The sequence below is a fragment of the Bacillus sp. 17RED48 genome, assembly GCF_019837545.1.
In the GTDB taxonomy this organism is placed as follows: Bacteria; Bacillota; Bacilli; order Bacillales; family Bacillaceae_G; genus Bacillus_A; species Bacillus_A wiedmannii.
Genome location: NZ_JADAXG010000001.1, coordinates 307846 through 324474, shown reverse-complemented (window position 1 = coordinate 324474; position 16629 = coordinate 307846). Strand labels below are relative to the sequence as shown.

15 protein-coding genes and 2 other annotated features are annotated in these 16629 nt (G+C 37.4%); of the genes, 3 read left to right on the top strand and 12 right to left on the bottom strand.

Going from position 1 to position 16629, the window contains the following annotated elements; all coding sequences use genetic code 11:
• Positions 1-25: 25 nt before the first annotated feature.
• The 8 genes from ILT06_RS01780 to zapA form a co-directional block, all read right to left on the bottom strand.
• Entirely contained in the window at positions 26-484 is a 459-nt protein-coding gene (locus tag ILT06_RS01780; RefSeq protein ID WP_064474635.1) for an NEAT domain-containing protein, read from the bottom strand.
• Positions 485-507: 23 nt separating this feature from the next.
• A complete protein-coding gene (isdC, locus tag ILT06_RS01775; protein ID WP_064474634.1) occupies positions 508-1218 on the bottom strand; it encodes a heme uptake protein IsdC in 711 nt (236 codons plus the stop codon).
• A 500-nt stretch (positions 1219-1718) separates the two neighbouring features.
• Positions 1719-3044, bottom strand: a complete 1326-nt coding sequence (brnQ6, locus tag ILT06_RS01770; RefSeq protein WP_016086034.1) for a branched-chain amino acid transport system II carrier protein BrnQ6 — start codon at positions 3042-3044, stop codon at positions 1719-1721.
• Between the two features lie 117 nt (positions 3045-3161).
• Positions 3162-3412: a binding site (T-box leader), on the bottom strand.
• A gap of 108 nt (positions 3413-3520) precedes the next feature.
• Entirely contained in the window at positions 3521-4210 is a 690-nt protein-coding gene (locus ILT06_RS01765) for a 23S rRNA pseudouridine(2604) synthase RluF (protein WP_088048037.1), read from the bottom strand.
• A gap of 194 nt (positions 4211-4404) precedes the next feature.
• Positions 4405-6765, bottom strand: a complete 2361-nt coding sequence (locus tag ILT06_RS01760) for an endonuclease MutS2 (RefSeq protein ID WP_064474631.1) — start codon at positions 6763-6765, stop codon at positions 4405-4407.
• Positions 6766-6784: 19 nt separating this feature from the next.
• Complete coding sequence (gene polX, locus ILT06_RS01755) at positions 6785-8503, bottom strand: DNA polymerase/3'-5' exonuclease PolX (RefSeq protein WP_088048036.1); 1719 nt, start codon at positions 8501-8503, stop codon at positions 6785-6787.
• A 55-nt stretch (positions 8504-8558) separates the two neighbouring features.
• Entirely contained in the window at positions 8559-9098 is a 540-nt protein-coding gene (locus tag ILT06_RS01750; RefSeq protein WP_000565411.1) for a CvpA family protein, read from the bottom strand.
• 1 nt (position 9099) lies between these two features.
• Positions 9100-9369 (bottom strand): cell division protein ZapA, encoded by a 270-nt coding sequence (gene zapA, locus ILT06_RS01745; RefSeq protein ID WP_000082701.1) that lies wholly within the window; start codon positions 9367-9369, stop codon positions 9100-9102.
• Between the two features lie 123 nt (positions 9370-9492).
• Here zapA and rnhC point away from each other — a divergent pair, with 123 nt between their 5' ends.
• The 3 genes from rnhC to ILT06_RS01730 all read left to right on the top strand — a co-directional run bounded on the left by rnhC (position 9493) and on the right by ILT06_RS01730 (position 11079).
• Positions 9493-10428: a ribonuclease HIII gene (gene rnhC, locus ILT06_RS01740; protein ID WP_088048035.1), complete on the top strand. Its 936-nt coding sequence runs from the start codon at positions 9493-9495 to the stop codon at positions 10426-10428.
• Positions 10429-10544: 116 nt separating this feature from the next.
• A complete protein-coding gene (locus ILT06_RS01735; RefSeq protein ID WP_000925541.1) occupies positions 10545-10814 on the top strand; it encodes a hypothetical protein in 270 nt (89 codons plus the stop codon).
• Positions 10815-10827: 13 nt separating this feature from the next.
• Positions 10828-11079, top strand: a complete 252-nt coding sequence (locus tag ILT06_RS01730) for a hypothetical protein (protein ID WP_088048034.1) — start codon at positions 10828-10830, stop codon at positions 11077-11079.
• 44 nt (positions 11080-11123) lie between these two features.
• Here ILT06_RS01730 and ILT06_RS01725 read toward each other — a convergent pair whose 3' ends face one another.
• The 4 genes from ILT06_RS01725 to pheS all read right to left on the bottom strand — a co-directional run bounded on the left by ILT06_RS01725 (position 11124) and on the right by pheS (position 16624).
• Positions 11124-11258 carry a YuzL family protein gene (locus ILT06_RS01725; RefSeq protein WP_000039594.1) on the bottom strand — a complete coding sequence of 45 codons (135 nt, stop codon included), beginning with the start codon at positions 11256-11258 and terminating at the stop codon, positions 11124-11126.
• 91 nt (positions 11259-11349) lie between these two features.
• Entirely contained in the window at positions 11350-12741 is a 1392-nt protein-coding gene (gene asnS / locus ILT06_RS01720; RefSeq protein WP_000432172.1) for an asparagine--tRNA ligase, read from the bottom strand.
• Between the two features lie 52 nt (positions 12742-12793).
• Positions 12794-13045: a binding site (T-box leader), on the bottom strand.
• Positions 13046-13150: 105 nt separating this feature from the next.
• On the bottom strand, positions 13151-15571 hold the full coding sequence (gene pheT, locus ILT06_RS01715) for a phenylalanine--tRNA ligase subunit beta (protein WP_000498198.1): 2421 nt from the start codon (positions 15569-15571) through the stop codon (positions 13151-13153).
• Positions 15572-15589: 18 nt separating this feature from the next.
• On the bottom strand, positions 15590-16624 hold the full coding sequence (gene pheS, locus ILT06_RS01710) for a phenylalanine--tRNA ligase subunit alpha (RefSeq protein ID WP_000388220.1): 1035 nt from the start codon (positions 16622-16624) through the stop codon (positions 15590-15592).
• Between the last annotated feature and the right edge of the window lie 5 nt (positions 16625-16629).

The following is a 16629-nucleotide window of genomic DNA, read 5'->3' as shown; positions in this document are numbered from 1 at the left end:
ACTCTCCCTTTTGAAAATTTTTTAATTATTTAATACTGTTCCCATCAAATACAAAACGAATATCATATGAAGCGTTATAATTAATAATTGGGATATTAATTTTCACCTTGCCATTTAGTTTTTTTGACAAGTCAGCAACTTCAAATTCTACAACTCTAGTATTCTCTTTTGTATTTTCACTTAACACAGTAGCTTCTACGAATTGACCATTTTTTTCTACTTGTAAACTTTTAATAGAAGTACTATCTTTCACTTTGAATGAAACATATTGTTTTCCATCTTTAACTGTTAATGTTGCCGGACTTTCAAAATAACTATTCATTCTAGACGATTCATCTTTATCGCCTTTCCATACAGTAAAAGCAATATTATATTTTCCATCAGCTACTTTTGTAGCAGCCTTTGTATCTTGTGAACCTAGTGTTGCTATAAACGTAAATAAAACAGCAAATACGGCAATAATCATTTTAAATTGTTTAAACATATATTCATCACCCTTCAAAAGATTTATTTACTTAACTTCACTTTACGAATTAAGAAAACACCTGAAATAAGAATTAACGCTGCAAATAATCCGATGCGTGCTTCATCGCCTGTTTTTGGGTTATCTGTTTTTTCAGCTTTACCGCTTTCATTTGTTCCTTTGTTCGCCTCTTTATTTGCTTCTTTACTCTCTTCTTTCTTCACTTCTTCTTTTACTTTTGTATCTGTTTTTGTTTGATCATTATTCTTTGTTGCAGTAATTGCTTTATTTTCTCCGCCTACCGCTTTTACATCTGCATCAAATGCAAAGCGAATTGTGTAGTTATGGTCATAATTTACGTTAGGTACAACAACATGAATTTTTGCAGCTGCTGGCTTAGATAAATCGTCTATTTTAAACTCTACAGTTCTTTTATCTGCTGATTCATCTTTACTAACAACTTTTGCATCAACAAAATTCCCGTTCTCAGGTGCTTTAAATTCTGTAATCCAAGCACTATGATTCATCGGAATTTGCACTCTCATCTCACCATTTTTTACAACTAACTTAGCTGGTTTTTCAAAATAATCATTTGCCATTGAAGCTGAATCATTTTCCGCTTTTTGAATGACATAGTTAATATCATAAGTACCGTCAGCTAGTTGTGCTGAAGCTTTCCCATATGGCATGACAAGAAAAGCTAGCATACATACGAACGTTATAATAAAAGCGGGTAATACAGAAATCTTTCTCATTTGGCTTACTTCCTCCTTGTTTATCTTTCATCCACACTTTTTTGAAAATGATAATTATTCTCAATTTATAAGAAAAAAATAATAATCCTCTACCATTATTTAATTGTACTTTCTTTATGTACTGTAGACATTATTGATTATCATTCTCACTTGATGTTAAAAATAATATCCCCCTCTATTCCGTATAAAGAGCGATTCATATTTTAACATAAGTCCCTATCCCATTTGTTGATTATCATTCTCAATGAAACTCAAAAAAAATAAAACTATCCATTTTCCTACTCTATCACCTCTATCTACAAAAATGATATCGTTATAGAAAACCTTATACCTTTCACTCCTCACTTTCCTTCCAATATTTCCACAACTAAGTCAATCTTAGCCTACTCGTAAATTTTTTGTCAACTATATTACGTATAAAATTTTTAATATCTAAATTTCTCTATATACGGCTTTTTCTACAAAAAAAGAGGCTTTCTTTCATAGAAAGCCTCTTTCCTCTATTTTTCTACAGCAATTTCCTGCTTTTGAAACTTAGAAACTATATAACCAAATCCTATACCGATTATGCCTGGAACTAACCAGCCAATGCCTACACTATATAATGGAATCTTATCTAAAATAGGGGCTAGCGCTGCAATTTGAAGGTTTGCATTGTGTAATCCATCAAAGAAACTTATTGCAAATGCTCCTACAATACCACCTACATACATCGCTAATGGAAGACGAACGTAGTTTTCAACAAGTGATAATACAATCAGCACGATACCAATTGGGTAAATTGCAATTAAAATCGGTAATGCTAATGCATTTAACTGAGTTAATCCAAGATTCGCTACCATAAATGCTAATACACAGAAAATGAAAACGACCTTTTGATAAGAAAGCTTTGGTAATAAGGAAGAAAAATATTCCCCACAAGCTGCAACAATACCTACAGAAGTTGTTAAACATGCTGCTGTAATTGCAATTCCTAATAATAAAGTTCCATAACTACCAAACAAATGATTTACAACGTTTGTTAAAATAATTCCTCCGTTTGCTCCCATTCCAAGAGACACACTAGAAGCTCCCAGATAAGCAAGCGCTAAATAAACAAGTAGTAAACCAAGCGCTGCAATAAATCCTGCAAAGATTGTTACTTTTGCAATGCTGTTCTTATTTGTAACACCTTTTGCTTTTAACGCATTAATCACAACATTTCCGAAAACAAGTGCTGCAAGTCCATCTAAAGTTAAATATCCATCAATAAAACCTTTAAAGAGCGGAGCACTATACGCTTCTGTCGGTGCACCAAATTCTCCAATTGGTGTAATAAGTGCTTTACCTACGATAATTGCAATAACAGCTAACAAAATTGGAGTTAACACTTTACCAATGCGCCCCACTAATTTCGACGGATTTAAAGCTAGATAGAAAGTTACGGCAAAGAAAATAAATGTAAAGATAACAAGTGGATATGATTGACCAGCTATCTCACTTGGTAAAAACGGTGCAACACTCATTTCATAAGCAACAGTTCCTGTACGCGGTACACTTACGAATACGCCTAAACATAAATAAATTGCAGTGATAAAAACTAGTGCGAATATAGGGTGTACACGCCCTGCTAGCTCATTAATATCTCCCTTTAAAGCTATAACAATTACCCCTAATAACGGTAGCCCAACTCCTGTTACGATAAAACCAAACAACGCGATCCATACATCTGTTCCAGCACCTTGTCCTAATGCTGGTGGAAAAATCATATTACCTGCACCGAAAAATAGTGCAAATAACATTAAACTTATTGCAAACATCTCAGAAAACTTTAAAGATGATTTCATTTCTACTAACCCCCTACATATTTTTAGATTAACAAAATATTCTGAATTAAAGACCGTCACATATCCTCTTTCAAGCATACTTCCCCGTAAAAGAACGCAAAAAACACCCGTCCCTAACAAAGGGACGAGTGTTGAAATCGTGGTTCCACCCTTATTCTAATAAAATGAATTTATAACAAAATAAGCTCATTTTATAGCTCGTGTAAATTGATAACGGTTTTATCCGCCAAGAATTACAATGCATCATGCAGTTCACTCTTGAAGTTTAGAGGTGGTAAGTTTGTCTTTCCGTATTAGGAAGCTCACAGCCTAGGCTTCCCTCTCTGAGAATCGTCAAAAACAACTCATGTCCTCATCATTACTTTTATAAAATATCTTGTCGAAACTTGTTGTTTTTTATTATATGGGCTATTTTTTAAAAAATCAATAGTTTTATTTTTTCTGACAAAAAAATATAGGGAGAAAATTTTTCCTCCCTATAACTGATTTATTAAAATGTCTAATTCCTCAGATGTAACGCTCCGCCATTTTCCCACTTCAAGATCGTCTAGCTCTATATTCAGAATACGAACCCGCTTTAGCTTTGTTACAGTAAACCCGAAAGCACGGCTCATTCTACGAATTTGTCTGTTCATTCCTTGCGTTAAAACGATGCGAAATGTAGATTGATCCATTCTCGTCACTTTACAAGGCTTCGTCATTCCATCTTTAATCTTTACACCGCTGGACATCTCATCAATAAACCAATCTGTAAACGGCTTATCAACCGTAACGATGTATTCTTTCTCGTGCTCATGACCACCGTGTAAAATTTGATTTGCAATCCCACCGTCATTCGTTAATAAGATTAGTCCTTCCGACGCTTTATCTAATCGCCCAACAGGAAAGATACGCTCTGGGTAATTGATATAATCGATAATATTATCTTCAATATGCTCGGCTGCTGTACAAGTAATACCAACTGGTTTATGAAAGGCAATATACACCTTTTCCTTCTCTTCTTTTGCAATAACCTGTCCATCAATCGTTACCACATCACCATCGCTCACGAGTGCACCGTGCGTACATATTTCGCCGTTAATAGCCACGCGTCCGGCTTTAATGAGACGGTCTGTTTCGCGTCTTGAGCAAGATTTTGCTTCGCTTATGTATTGGTTGATTTTCATAGCTTATTCCTTTTCCTATATATTAAAAGCGTCAATCTATGGCAATATCACTCTGCCACGATTGACGCTCGTTTACTTCGCAAAAACAACTAAATAAATAACCCCAATCACCAAAAATATTCCACAACAAGCTAACAATACTTTTGCAAGTTTGTCCATAAACATATAATGGTTCCCCTTTGTTTCGTTGTTTTCTATTTTAATTCGACAACTGTTACACCTAGGCCTCCCTCGCCCATGTCACCGTAGCGGTAGTTTTTCACACCGCGATGTTTCTTCAAGTAATCTTGTACACCTTGGCGAAGCGCTCCTGTTCCTTTACCGTGAATAATTGATACGCGCGGATAGCTTGCAAGCTGTGCATCATCTAAATATTTTTCAACGCGCATCATTGCATCTTCATAACGTTCACCGCGAAGATCAAGCTCTAACGAAACGTGATAATCTCTACCCTTCACACTTGCAACTGCTTTTTTCTCAGTTTGCTTCGGTGTATTAATGTATTCCATATTGGATTCTTTCACTTTCATCTTCAGAATACCAATTTGTACGCTCCACTCTGTATCACTTACTTTTTCAAGTAATTGACCTTTTTGACCAAACGTTAACACTTTTACTTCATCACCTGCGCGTAATTGTTGTTTTGGCGCTGTGTTTTTCACGTTTACTTTTTGTTTCTTCACAAGCTCTGGCGCCGCACCTTCTAGACGGCTCTTTGCTTCAATAAGCTCATGGTCTTTCACGTTTATAAGCTGTGCTTTACGCAATTGACGAAGTTCTTGAATAATGCCTTCTGCTTCTTTCTTTGCAGCTTCGACTTTTTCTTCCCCTTCTTTTTGCGCTTTTAATAATTTTTCATCGCGCTCATCATTAAATTCAATAATTTGACGCTGTAATTCGCGATGCAGTTTTTCAGATTGCTTACGAAGTGCTTCTGCTTCGTTCCAGTCACGTTCTGCATTCTTTTGACTTTCTTCTAACTTCGCAATCATATTTTCAATTTTGTTTGTATCTGTACTAATGTGGTTACGAGCTTGATCAATCACGCGATCAGATAATCCAAGGCGCTTCGAAATTTCAAAGGCATTACTACGTCCTGGTACACCGATTAATAATTTATACGTTGGGCTTAATGTGTTCACGTCGAACTCAACGCTCGCATTAATAACTTTCTCACGGTTATATCCGTATGCTTTTAATTCTGGGTAATGCGTCGTAGCAACAACGCGAGCACCACGATTACATACTTCATCTAAAATTGAAATTGCTAATGCAGCCCCTTCTTGCGGGTCTGTTCCAGCACCTAATTCATCGAATAAAACTAAGCTTTCAAAATCAGCTTTTTCTAAAATATCAACAATATTCACCATATGTGAGGAGAACGTACTTAAACTTTGTTCAATCGATTGCTCATCACCGATATCGGCAAAGATATTTTTAAATACACAAATCTCTGATTCATCCATTACTGGAATGTGAAGGCCAGATTGCGCCATTAATACACAAATACCAACTGTTTTCAGCGTAACTGTTTTACCACCTGTATTCGGTCCTGTAATAACAATTGTCGTGAAATCTTTCCCTAACATAATGTTATTTGGCACGATAATTTCTGAATCAATAAGTGGATGACGTGCTTGTCTTAAATCCATATAGCGCTCGTTATTTACGATTGGTTTCGTTGCTTTTATACGCTTCGCATAAAAAGCTTTCGCAAAAATAAAGTCAAGATTCGCAACTACTTCTACATTAGATAAAACGATATCCGCTTCTACTGCCACTTCTTCTGTTAACATGAATAAGATGCGTTCGATTTCTTGTTTTTCTTTCACTCGTGCTTCTTGAAGCGCGTTATTTAACTCTACAATGACTTGTGGTTCAATAAATAACGTTTGCCCAGAAGCTGATTGATCGTGGACAATACCACCATATACACCGCGGTATTCTTGTTTTACTGGGATTACGTAACGTTCGTTACGAATCGTTACAATCGCGTCAGACAGCATCTTTTGCGCGTTGGAAGAACGCGTCATGTTTTCTAACTTTTCACGAATACGGCTTTCCGCAGTACGAATTTGAGTACGAATACCACGCAGTTTATCACTTGCGCTATCGACTACTTCTCCGCCGTCACCAATACAATTTGTAATTTTCTTTTCTAAATCATATAAAGATATAATTTGAGCGACATGAGTTTCTAAAATTGGAAGCTCGACACCATTATCAACCATATCTTCAATGAAACGTTTCATATTGCGACTACCATACATCGTATTGGCAATATCAAGTAGTTCATTCGGGCTTAACATACTTCCAATCTTTGCACGCTTCACATTTGAGCGAATATCCGTAATACCACCTAATGGTGCACTACCTTTTAAACGAATGACTTTCGCTGCTTCATCCGTTGTATCTTGCATTTCTACAATTTCTTCAAAATCAGTGCTCGGCACTAAATGCTTCACTTTGTCACGGCCAAGTGAAGAGGCTGTATGTTCAAGTAATTGTTCTTTTACTTTATTGTATTCTAATACACGCAACGTTCTTTCTAACATGTTGCAGGTCCCCCTTGTGTTACTTATTACGTTTAATATAGTCTAATAAACGTTCAATATCCCACGTGTTAATTACGTTATCTTTTTGAATCCAACCTTTACGTGCTGCTGCTACACCTGTTTCCATATCTTCTAACATTTCAAGCGTATGAGCATCCGTATTAATCGCTACTTTTACACCAGCATCTTGTGCTTGTTTTAATAATTTCGCGCTTAAATCTAGACGGTTTGGATTCGCATTTAATTCTAAAACTGTATTTGTTTCTTTTGCGAGCTCGATTAATAAATCTGTATCCACATCATAGCCCTCGCGGCGTCCAAGAAGACGTCCTGTCGGATGAGCAATCATTGTGACATGCTTATTATCCAGCGCAGCACGAAGACGTTTCATAATCGTTTCACGGTCTTGTGAGAAGCTAGAGTGAATCGCTCCAATTATATAATCTAATTCTGCTAATACTTCATCATCAAAATCAAGTGTTGCATCCGGTAAAATATCCATTTCAATTCCGCGTAAAATTGTAATGTCTGGATACTTTTCGTTCATACGTTCAATTTCTTTTGCCTGTTCACGAAGGCGTTCTTTCGTTAAACCATTCGCTACTTTTAAGTATTGTGAATGGTCGGTAATTGCCATAAATTTATAACCACGAGCACGACATGCCTGTATCATTTCCTCAATCGAAAAGGCACCGTCACTCCACGTTGTATGCATATGTAAATCACCTTGTATATCAGAGAACTGAATTAAGTTCGGATACTCTTTAATTAATTCAATTTCTTTTCCATCTTCACGCACTTCTGGTGGGATGAATGGAAGACCGAAATGAGCGAAGAACTCCTCTTCTGTTTCAAATGTTCTCACTTCACCTGTTTCTAAGTTTTCTACACCGTACTCACTAATTTTCTCGCCTCTATCTTTCGCGATTTGGCGCATTTTTACGTTATGGTCTTTTGATCCTGTGAAATGGTGAAGGGTTGTAATAAATTCTTCTGGTTTTACTAGACGGAAATCGATTGAAATATCATATTCATATTGAAGACGAACAGAAACTTTCGTATCTCCACTTGCGATTACTTCAATCATATTATCAAATTGCAGTAAATGCTCACGTACTGCAGCTGGTTCTGTCGTTGCAATGATAAAGTCTAAATCTTTCACTGTTTCACGAACACGGCGCAAACTACCAGCACGAGAGAAACGAATTACTTCAGCAATATTCGACAATTTCTCCTCTATTTCCCCGGCAATAGGCAATACCATTGCGATTGGTAAACGCTCTGGACGAGATCCTACTTGATCGATTGCTTCTAATATTTTCTCTTCTGTCTTCTTACCGAAGCCTGCTAAAGCTTGTACTTTATTTTCCTCACAAACCGCTTTTAGCGATTCCATATCAACAACACCAAGTTCTTTATATAACTTAGCCAGCTTTTTACCACCAAGTCCTGGCAATTTTAATAACGGTAATAAGCTACTTGGAACTTCTTTCTCAAGCTCTTGTAATACTTCAGATGTTCCCGATTCTATATATTCTTGAATAACTGCTGCTGTTCCTTTTCCAATGCCCGGAATCTTCGTAAAATCTTCAATCTCAGAAAGACTACGATCATCACTTTCTAGTGCTGCTGCCGCTTTACGAAATGCAGATATTTTAAATGGATTCGCGCCCTTTAGTTCCATAAACAGGCCGATTGTCTCTAGTAATTTAATAACTTGTTTTTTATTTACTTTCATCATTACCCCGCCTTTCCTTCATAGAAAAAAACTCCTCTTTCCGAAAAAAGAGAAGTTATACTCTGCTACCTGTCTGCCATAGTTCCTTCACCTTTTCAGAAAGAATCGGTGTATCGTCTACAATTATTTTGCTAATTGATGATTTTTGTAATGGTGTTTGTATTTGTTCAATTGGAAGAATGTTTCCAACGATAATTAAAACAAACAAAATAATATATACTTCTAAAAATCCGAGGATTGCCCCCGCAAACGCATTGACTTGCTTTAAAACCGGTATTTCTGCAAACATATTTAACAAATTACCAAGTAATGAAAGTGCAATTTTTGTAATAATAAACAATATGATAAACGCAAGTGCTTGATAAAATACTGTTTCAATATTATTTGCATCAATCCATTCTGGAACAGATACGTTTTTATCAAATGGATACGGAATAAATTTCGCAAGTGCTGGCGCTAAATCTTTACAGTACCAGTATGCAACAAGGTATGCGATAATAAAGCTTGTTAACTTTACAAGTTGCAGAATAAACCCTCTGCGTAAGCCGAGGAAAAATCCCATAACAAGCAGTAAAATGATAATAATATCAATCATGTTATTCCATTCCTTTTTTTGTCATACTTTCTTTCAATTTCTCATGTTCTTCTTTTAATTTTATGTAATCGTGTATGACGTTTACCGCCGTCAATACCGCTAGTCTACTCGTGTCAAGCGAAGGATTCTTGGCATTGAGTTCGCGCATTTTATCATCCACAATCGCTGCTACCATGCGGATATGACTTGTACTTTCATCGCCAACAACTGAATATTGTTGACCATAGATTTCTACATTAATTCGACTTTTCTTTCCCTTTTGTTGTGACAACTCACCGGCCTCCAATCACGTACAGAATCCTAAAGTTTATCATACCATGAACCATCATATTATGGAAACAGAAAGAACAATCCGATATGATAAAAATAACAATATAAAAAAGGAGCGACCATCTTGTCAAATTCTATCGTAATACAAACAAGTTCCACAGTAATTGAAGACATGAAACAACAATACAAACAAGCGCTTAGTCCAAAAACCCCACAAGGCGGGATCTTCATGGCAAAGGTGCCATCTTGCACGATTACAGCTTATAAATCTGGAAAAGTAATGTTCCAAGGTGGCCGTGCTGAAGCAGAAGCTTCTCGTTGGCAAACTGTCTCTCAAACACCGAAAACAGCTGTAAAAAAAGCTGTCGATTCACACCGTTATGCACCGCCTGCTTCCATCAGTACAATGTCTATCGTAGGGTCAGATGAAGTTGGTACTGGTGATTTCTTCGGACCGATGACAGTAGTTGCTGTATATGTGGATGCGAAGCAAATCCCATTGTTAAAAGAACTTGGTGTAAAAGACTCTAAAAACTTAAATGACAATCAAATTACTGCCATTGCAAAACAACTTCTACACGTTGTTCCTTACAGCTCTCTTGTCCTTCATAATGAAAAATATAACGAGCTATTTGATAAAGGAAACAACCAAGGTAAGTTAAAAGCTTTACTACATAATAAAGCTATTACAAACTTATTAGCTAAAATTGCACCTACAAAGCCTGAAGGCGTCTTAATCGATCAATTCACACAACCTGATACATACTATAAATATTTAGCTAAACAAAAACAGGTACAGCGTGAAAATGTTTACTTCGCGACGAAAGGCGAAAGCGTCCATTTAGCAGTAGCCGCTGCTTCTATTTTAGCTCGTTACTCATTCGTAAAACAGTTTGACGAATTAAGCAAAAAAGCTGGTATGCCACTTCCAAAAGGTGCCGGTAAACAAGTTGATATCGCCGCTGCTAAATTAATTCAAAAGCTTGGTAAAGAACGATTACCTGAGTTTGTGAAAATGCATTTCGCTAATAAGGAGAAGGCGTTTCGCTTATTAAAATAGTATCGACAAAAACAGGAGGCTACAAACTCCTGTTTTTTGTTTCACTATACTATTGTCCGTTTATTTTTGTTACAATTAAAATATACAGATTATTCTAACACATGAGGAGATTCCCATTGCTACTTCTACAAATGATTCTAAATATTTTACTAGGCGATCCACACGAAAGACAGTTTGAAATTAGAGAAAACATTCAGCTACTAAGTGAACAACGAGAATTCAACGATTTAATAGAGCGCTATGGCCGATCTTTCTTATTAAACTTTCGGATTCGAAGATTTATCGGGAAACACGATGCCCGCTTGTTAATACATAATCCAGCAAAACTACAACACTTCTGTGAGGAACTTGAATGTATGATTAGAAGAAAAAGATTGTTTACATAAGGAGGGAATTCATATGAACGCTTTAAAAGTTAAAAAGTTATTATATGTTTTCGTACACCTCGTAGGCCCACTTTCTTACCTCACTATTTCTACCATTTGGGGAGCTTTTTTCACTTCTAAATCCACATTCGAAAATATATCTGATAATCTTGGTGTGATGGCCATCTATTACGTGCTCATGAGCTTACTGTGGTTTTTCTATTTAGATCAATTAGACAAAGATGTAGATAAAATTACAAAAGAGATTAATGATAATAAGGTGTAATACATATAAAAAAAGGAGAGCCGCCAAGACTCTCCTTTTTTATGTTAGCTTCTTTTCTGCTTCTTATTTGATGAAGATACTTTATGAGAACCTGTTTCATGTGTCGTCGTTCCTTGTCCTTCTACTTCTGGAGAACCTAGGCTTGATCTTGAATGATCTTTTTTTACTTTTTTACTCATTTATATTCACCCCTTCGCGTTACTTTTTGCTACGAGGTAATAAACTATGCAAACAAAAAAGCGAGAGGAAATCCTCTCGCTTTTTTATATTTTAGAATTCAGAAGAGCCTGGAGTTCTTGGGAATGGAATTACGTCACGGATGTTAGCCATGCCAGTGATGTACATTAGGAAGCGCTCGAAACCTAGACCGAATCCAGCGTGTTTTGTACCGCCGTATTTTCTAAGTTCTAAGTACCACCAGTAGTCCTCTTCGTTCATACCTAATTCTTTAATTCTGTCTACTAAAACGTCCATTCTTTCTTCACGTTGGCTTCCGCCGATTAATTCGCCGATGCCAGGAACTAGAAGGTCAGTAGCAGCTACTGTTTTTCCATCTTCATTCATACGCATGTAGAACGCTTTAATGTCTTTTGGATAGTCAGTTACGAATACAGGGCGTTTGAAAATTTCTTCTGATAAGTATCTTTCGTGCTCTGTTTGTAAGTCAATACCCCATTCTACTGGATATTTGAAGTCAGCACCTGACTCTTGAAGCACTTTAATTGCTTCTGTATATGTGATACGACCGAAGTCAGAGTTGATTACGTTGTTCATGCGCTCAAGAACTGTTTTATCAACGAAGCTGTTGAAGAATTCCATTTCTTCTGGTGCATGCTCTAGTACGTATTTCATTGCATATTTCAGCATATCTTCTGTAAGATCCATTACGTCGCCTAATTCAGCGAATGCAATCTCCGGCTCAACCATCCAGAACTCAGCTGCGTGGCGAGTTGTGTTTGAGTTTTCTGCACGGAATGTAGGTCCGAATGTGTATACGTCACGGAATGCTAATGCATAAGCTTCAGCGTTCAGCTGTCCACTTACTGTTAAGTTTGTTTCTTTGCCGAAGAAGTCTTTTGATTCATCAACTTGTCCGTCTTCACCTTTTGGTACGTTGTTTAAATCTTGCGTTGTTACGCGGAACATTTCGCCTGCACCTTCTGTATCACTACCAGTGATGATTGGTGTGTGAACATGTACGAATCCACGCTCTTGGAAGAACTGGTGAATCGCAAATGCTGCGACAGAACGTACACGGAACGTTGCAGAGAATGCATTTGTTCTTGGACGTAAGTGAGCAATTGTACGTAAGTATTCAAACGTGTGACGTTTCTTTTGAAGTGGGTAATCAGAATCTGATAAGCCCTCGATATCAATTTTTTCTGCTTTAATTTCAAATGGTTGCTTCGCCCCAGGCGTTGCAATTACTGTACCTTCTACTTTAACTGAAGAGCTAAGTGGAAGTTTTGCAATTTCTTTGAAGTTTTCTAACTCTGTATCGAAAACGATTTGAACGCTTTTGAAAAAGCTACCGTCGTTTAATTCGATGAAACCAAATGCTTTTGAATCACGTAAGTTACGAATCCACCCTGATACTTGTACTGTTTGACCTGCGTATTTATCTGTATCTCTATACAGACTTTTTACTAATGTGTTTTCCATAGTGAAATTCTCCTTTGCACATATATTTAAATACAAAAAAACCTTTCATCCATAAAGGGACGAAAGGTTAAACTTCGCGGTACCACCCAATTTGTCATAAAGACCAACTTTAACTCGTATGTAATACATACTTCCCGGTTTGTAACAGGCCGGATTCCCGTCTAAGCCTACTCTTGAATACAAGTTTCAATTTCGGTTAGCAACTCCAAGGTGTTCTTCACATATACCGCCTCATCAGGCTCTCACCGTCCCTGACTCGCTTTGGATTATAGTATATACTACTTTTCCTTATCATCGTCTTTCATTTTGTTAAACTAAAATTAATGTACTACATTCGAGAGAAAGATGCAAGATACCAAAAAATATATCAGCGATTTTTGTAACATATCGACTTACCGGCAATCTTTTTTTACTTACGTAACTCCGCACCAAATTTCTCTTCTACCGTTGTTAATACACGGTTATGTGCTTCTGTTACTTCTTCGTCTGTTAACGTACGTTCTGCATCGAAGTAGGTCATAGAGAATGCAAGTGATTTCTTGCCTTCTTCCATTTTTTCACCTTCGTATAAGTCGAATAGCGCTACGTCTTTCAGAAGTTCTCCTCCAGCTTCAGCAATGACTTGCTTCATTTCGCCAGCTTTTGTTTCTTTCGTTACGACAACAGCCATATCACGTGTCATAGATGGGAAACGTGGGATTGCTGAGTAGTAAGTTTCTTCTGCGTCTGCACCGAATACTTTTACAAGAGATAGTTCGAATACGAATGTATTTTTCACATCTAATTGTTTTTCTGCTTCAGGGTGCAATTGACCGATGAAACCAATTACTTCGCCATCTAATACGATGTCAGCTGTACGACCTGGGTGCATACCTTCACGTTTTGCTGGTGCATAAGTGATTTGGTTTGAAACGCCAAGTACATCGAATAATCCTTCTAGTACACCTTTCACAACGAAGAAGTCTACTACTTTCTTTTCACCTTGCCATGCATGGTGAAGAGCAAGACCTGTCATAACACCTGCAAGATGTTGTTCTTCTTTCGGAAGTTCTCCTGCTTCTGTCGGTAAGAAGACAGAACCTACTTCGTATAAAGCAACGCTATCGTTTTTACGTGCAACATTGTATGAAACTGCTTCTAGTAATTGCGGTACTAAACTTAAACGAAGTTGGCTACGCTCTTCACTCATTGGAAGTGCAAGATTTACAGGAGCTTTTTCATTTGGCTCAACCATATATTGTTTCGCTTTATCAGTGCTTGTTAATGAATATGTGATTGCTTCATATAAACCAGCACCTTCTAAGAAGCGACGTACTTTACGACGTTTCGTTTGTGCTGCTGTTAATTTACCACGAGTCATCGTTCCAGAAGGTAATGTAACTGGAATGTGGTCATAACCGTATAGGCGGCCCACTTCTTCTACTAAGTCTTCTGAAATTGTAATGTCAGGACGACGTGCTGGTACATTTACATGGAATGTCCCTTCTACTTCTGTGAATGGGAATTTCAAGTTTGTGAACATTGTACCCATTTCACTTGCAGAAATATCTGTACCTAATACACGATTTACTTTTTCAGCAGTAACAGATACTGTACGCTCTTGTACTTGTAAGTTGTCAGCTTCTACTACACCTTCAAGTGCTTCTCCACCAGCGTATTTCGCCATTAAAGCAGCTGCGTGTTGAATTGCTTCAAATGTACGTGTTGGGTCGATTCCTTTTTCAAAACGTGCACTTGATTCACTGCGAAGACCTAAGTCTTTTGATGTACGGCGTACTGTTTGACCTGCAAAGTATGCAGATTCAATCAAAACATTTACTGTCTCATTTGTAACTTCAGAATCCGCTCCGCCCATTACACCAGCAACAGCTAAAGCTTTTGTTCCGTTTGTAATTACAAGGTGGTGGCTTTGTAACGTACGCTCTTGATCATCTAACGTTTCAATTTTTTCGCCTTCTTTTGCAAGACGAACAACGATTTCTTTTGAACCTAATTTATCGTAATCGAATGCATGTAACGGTTGACCGTATTCCATTAAAATGTAGTTTGTAATATCAACTACATTGCTAATCGGACGAATGCCAGCTGCCATAAGGCGCGTTTGCATCCACATTGGTGATGGACCAATCTTTACGTTCTTCACCATTTTTGCAATATATAATGGGTTTTCTTCTTTCGCTTCTACACTTACAGAAATGTAATCAGAAGTTTTTTCTGCTGTTTCTTGTAAGCTGATAGCTGGAAGTTTTACTTCACGACCATAAATAGCAGCGACTTCATATGCAACACCTAGCATGTTTAAGCAATCTGCACGGTTTGGTGTTAAACCAAGCTCAAGTACTTCATCATGTAAGTTTAAAATTTCAAGTGCGTCTGCACCAACTTCAGCGTCACTCGGGAAGATGAAGATACCGTCTGCATATTCTTTTGAAACTAACTTTCCATCAATGCCAAGCTCTTGAAGCGCACAAACCATACCGTGAGAAGCTTCACCACGTAGTTTTGCCTTTTTAATTTTGAAGTTGCCAGGAAGTACAGCACCAACTTTTGCAACTGGTACTTTTAAACCTTTTGCAATGTTAGCAGCTCCACAAATAATTTGAACTGGCTCTTCTTCACCGATATCGATTAAGCATTTGCTTAATTTATCAGCTTCTGGGTGTTTTTCACATTCTAATACGTGACCAACTACAACACCTTTTACACCTTTATTTAATACTTCAACACCTTCTACTTCAATACCACTTTTCGTGATTTTGTCTGCTAGTTCTTGTGCTGTTACATCTTTAATATCTACATACTCTTGTAACCAACGATATGATACGAACATACTTATCCTCTCCTTCCCTTACGCTCGTTTGAATTGTTGTAAGAAACGTACATCATTTGTATAGAAATGACGAATGTCATCTACGCCGTATTTCAACATTGCGATACGCTCTGCGCCCATACCGAATGCGAAACCTTGATATTCTTTTGAATCATAACCAGCCATTTCAAGTACGTTCGGATGAACCATACCTGCGCCTAAAATTTCGATCCAGCCAGTTCCTTTACAAGTGCCGCAACCTTTGCCGTGACACATCATACAAGAAATATCCATCTCTACAGATGGCTCTGTGAATGGGAAGAAACTTGGACGAAGACGGATTTCACGATCTTCACCGAACATCTTTTTCACGAATACTTGCAGTGTACCTTTTAAGTCACTCATGCGAATGTTTTTATCAATTACAAGACCTTCAATTTGCATGAACTGGTGTGAATGCGTCGCATCATCGTCATCACGGCGATACACTTTACCAGGACAAATAATTTTAATTGGGCCTTTTTCTTTATTATTTTCCATCGTACGTGCTTGCACAGAAGATGTATGTGTACGTAGTAACGTTTCTTCTGTAATGTAGAATGTATCTTGCATATCACGCGCTGGGTGATCTTTCGGTAAGTTTAATGCTTCGAAGTTGTAGTAGTCTTTTTCTACTTCTGTTCCTTCAGCTACTTCATAACCCATACCGATGAATACATCTTCAATTTGTTCAACAACAGCTGTTAACGGATGGTGACAACCTGTTTCAACAGGACGGCCTGGTAGTGTAACATCAATTGTTTCCGTAGCCAATTTCGCTTCAATTACTGCTTTTTCTAAGTTACCAATTTTGTCTTCTAAACGCGTTTGGATCGCTTCACGTACTTCATTTACTAATGCTCCCATACGTGGACGCTCTTCTGCTGATAATTTTCCCATGCCGCGTAATACTTCTGTAATTGGACCTTTTTTCCCTAAATACGCTACGCGTACGTCGTTTAAGCCCTTTAGCTCTTTCGCTTCTTCAATAAGCTCTAACGCTTTTTGTTTTAGCTCTTTTAAACGTGCTTCCATTTGGA

Coding starts and splice junctions, on each gene's coding strand:
- ILT06_RS01725 (WP_000039594.1), bottom strand. CDS start 11,258: ATGAGTAAAAAAGTAAAAAAAGATCATTCAAGATCAAGCCTAGGTTCT.
- ILT06_RS01765 (WP_088048037.1), bottom strand. CDS start 4,210: ATGAAAATCAACCAATACATAAGCGAAGCAAAATCTTGCTCAAGACGC.
- isdC (WP_064474634.1), bottom strand. CDS start 1,218: ATGAGAAAGATTTCTGTATTACCCGCTTTTATTATAACGTTCGTATGT.
- ILT06_RS01760 (WP_064474631.1), bottom strand. CDS start 6,765: ATGTTAGAAAGAACGTTGCGTGTATTAGAATACAATAAAGTAAAAGAA.
- pheS (WP_000388220.1), bottom strand. CDS start 16,624: ATGGAAGCACGTTTAAAAGAGCTAAAACAAAAAGCGTTAGAGCTTATT.
- pheT (WP_000498198.1), bottom strand. CDS start 15,571: ATGTTCGTATCATATCGTTGGTTACAAGAGTATGTAGATATTAAAGAT.
- ILT06_RS01750 (WP_000565411.1), bottom strand. CDS start 9,098: ATGATTGATATTATTATCATTTTACTGCTTGTTATGGGATTTTTCCTC.
- ILT06_RS01780 (WP_064474635.1), bottom strand. CDS start 484: ATGTTTAAACAATTTAAAATGATTATTGCCGTATTTGCTGTTTTATTT.
- asnS (WP_000432172.1), bottom strand. CDS start 12,741: ATGGAAAACACATTAGTAAAAAGTCTGTATAGAGATACAGATAAATAC.
- polX (WP_088048036.1), bottom strand. CDS start 8,503: ATGAAAGTAAATAAAAAACAAGTTATTAAATTACTAGAGACAATCGGC.
- brnQ6 (WP_016086034.1), bottom strand. CDS start 3,044: ATGAAATCATCTTTAAAGTTTTCTGAGATGTTTGCAATAAGTTTAATG.
- ILT06_RS01730 (WP_088048034.1), top strand. CDS start 10,828: ATGAACGCTTTAAAAGTTAAAAAGTTATTATATGTTTTCGTACACCTC.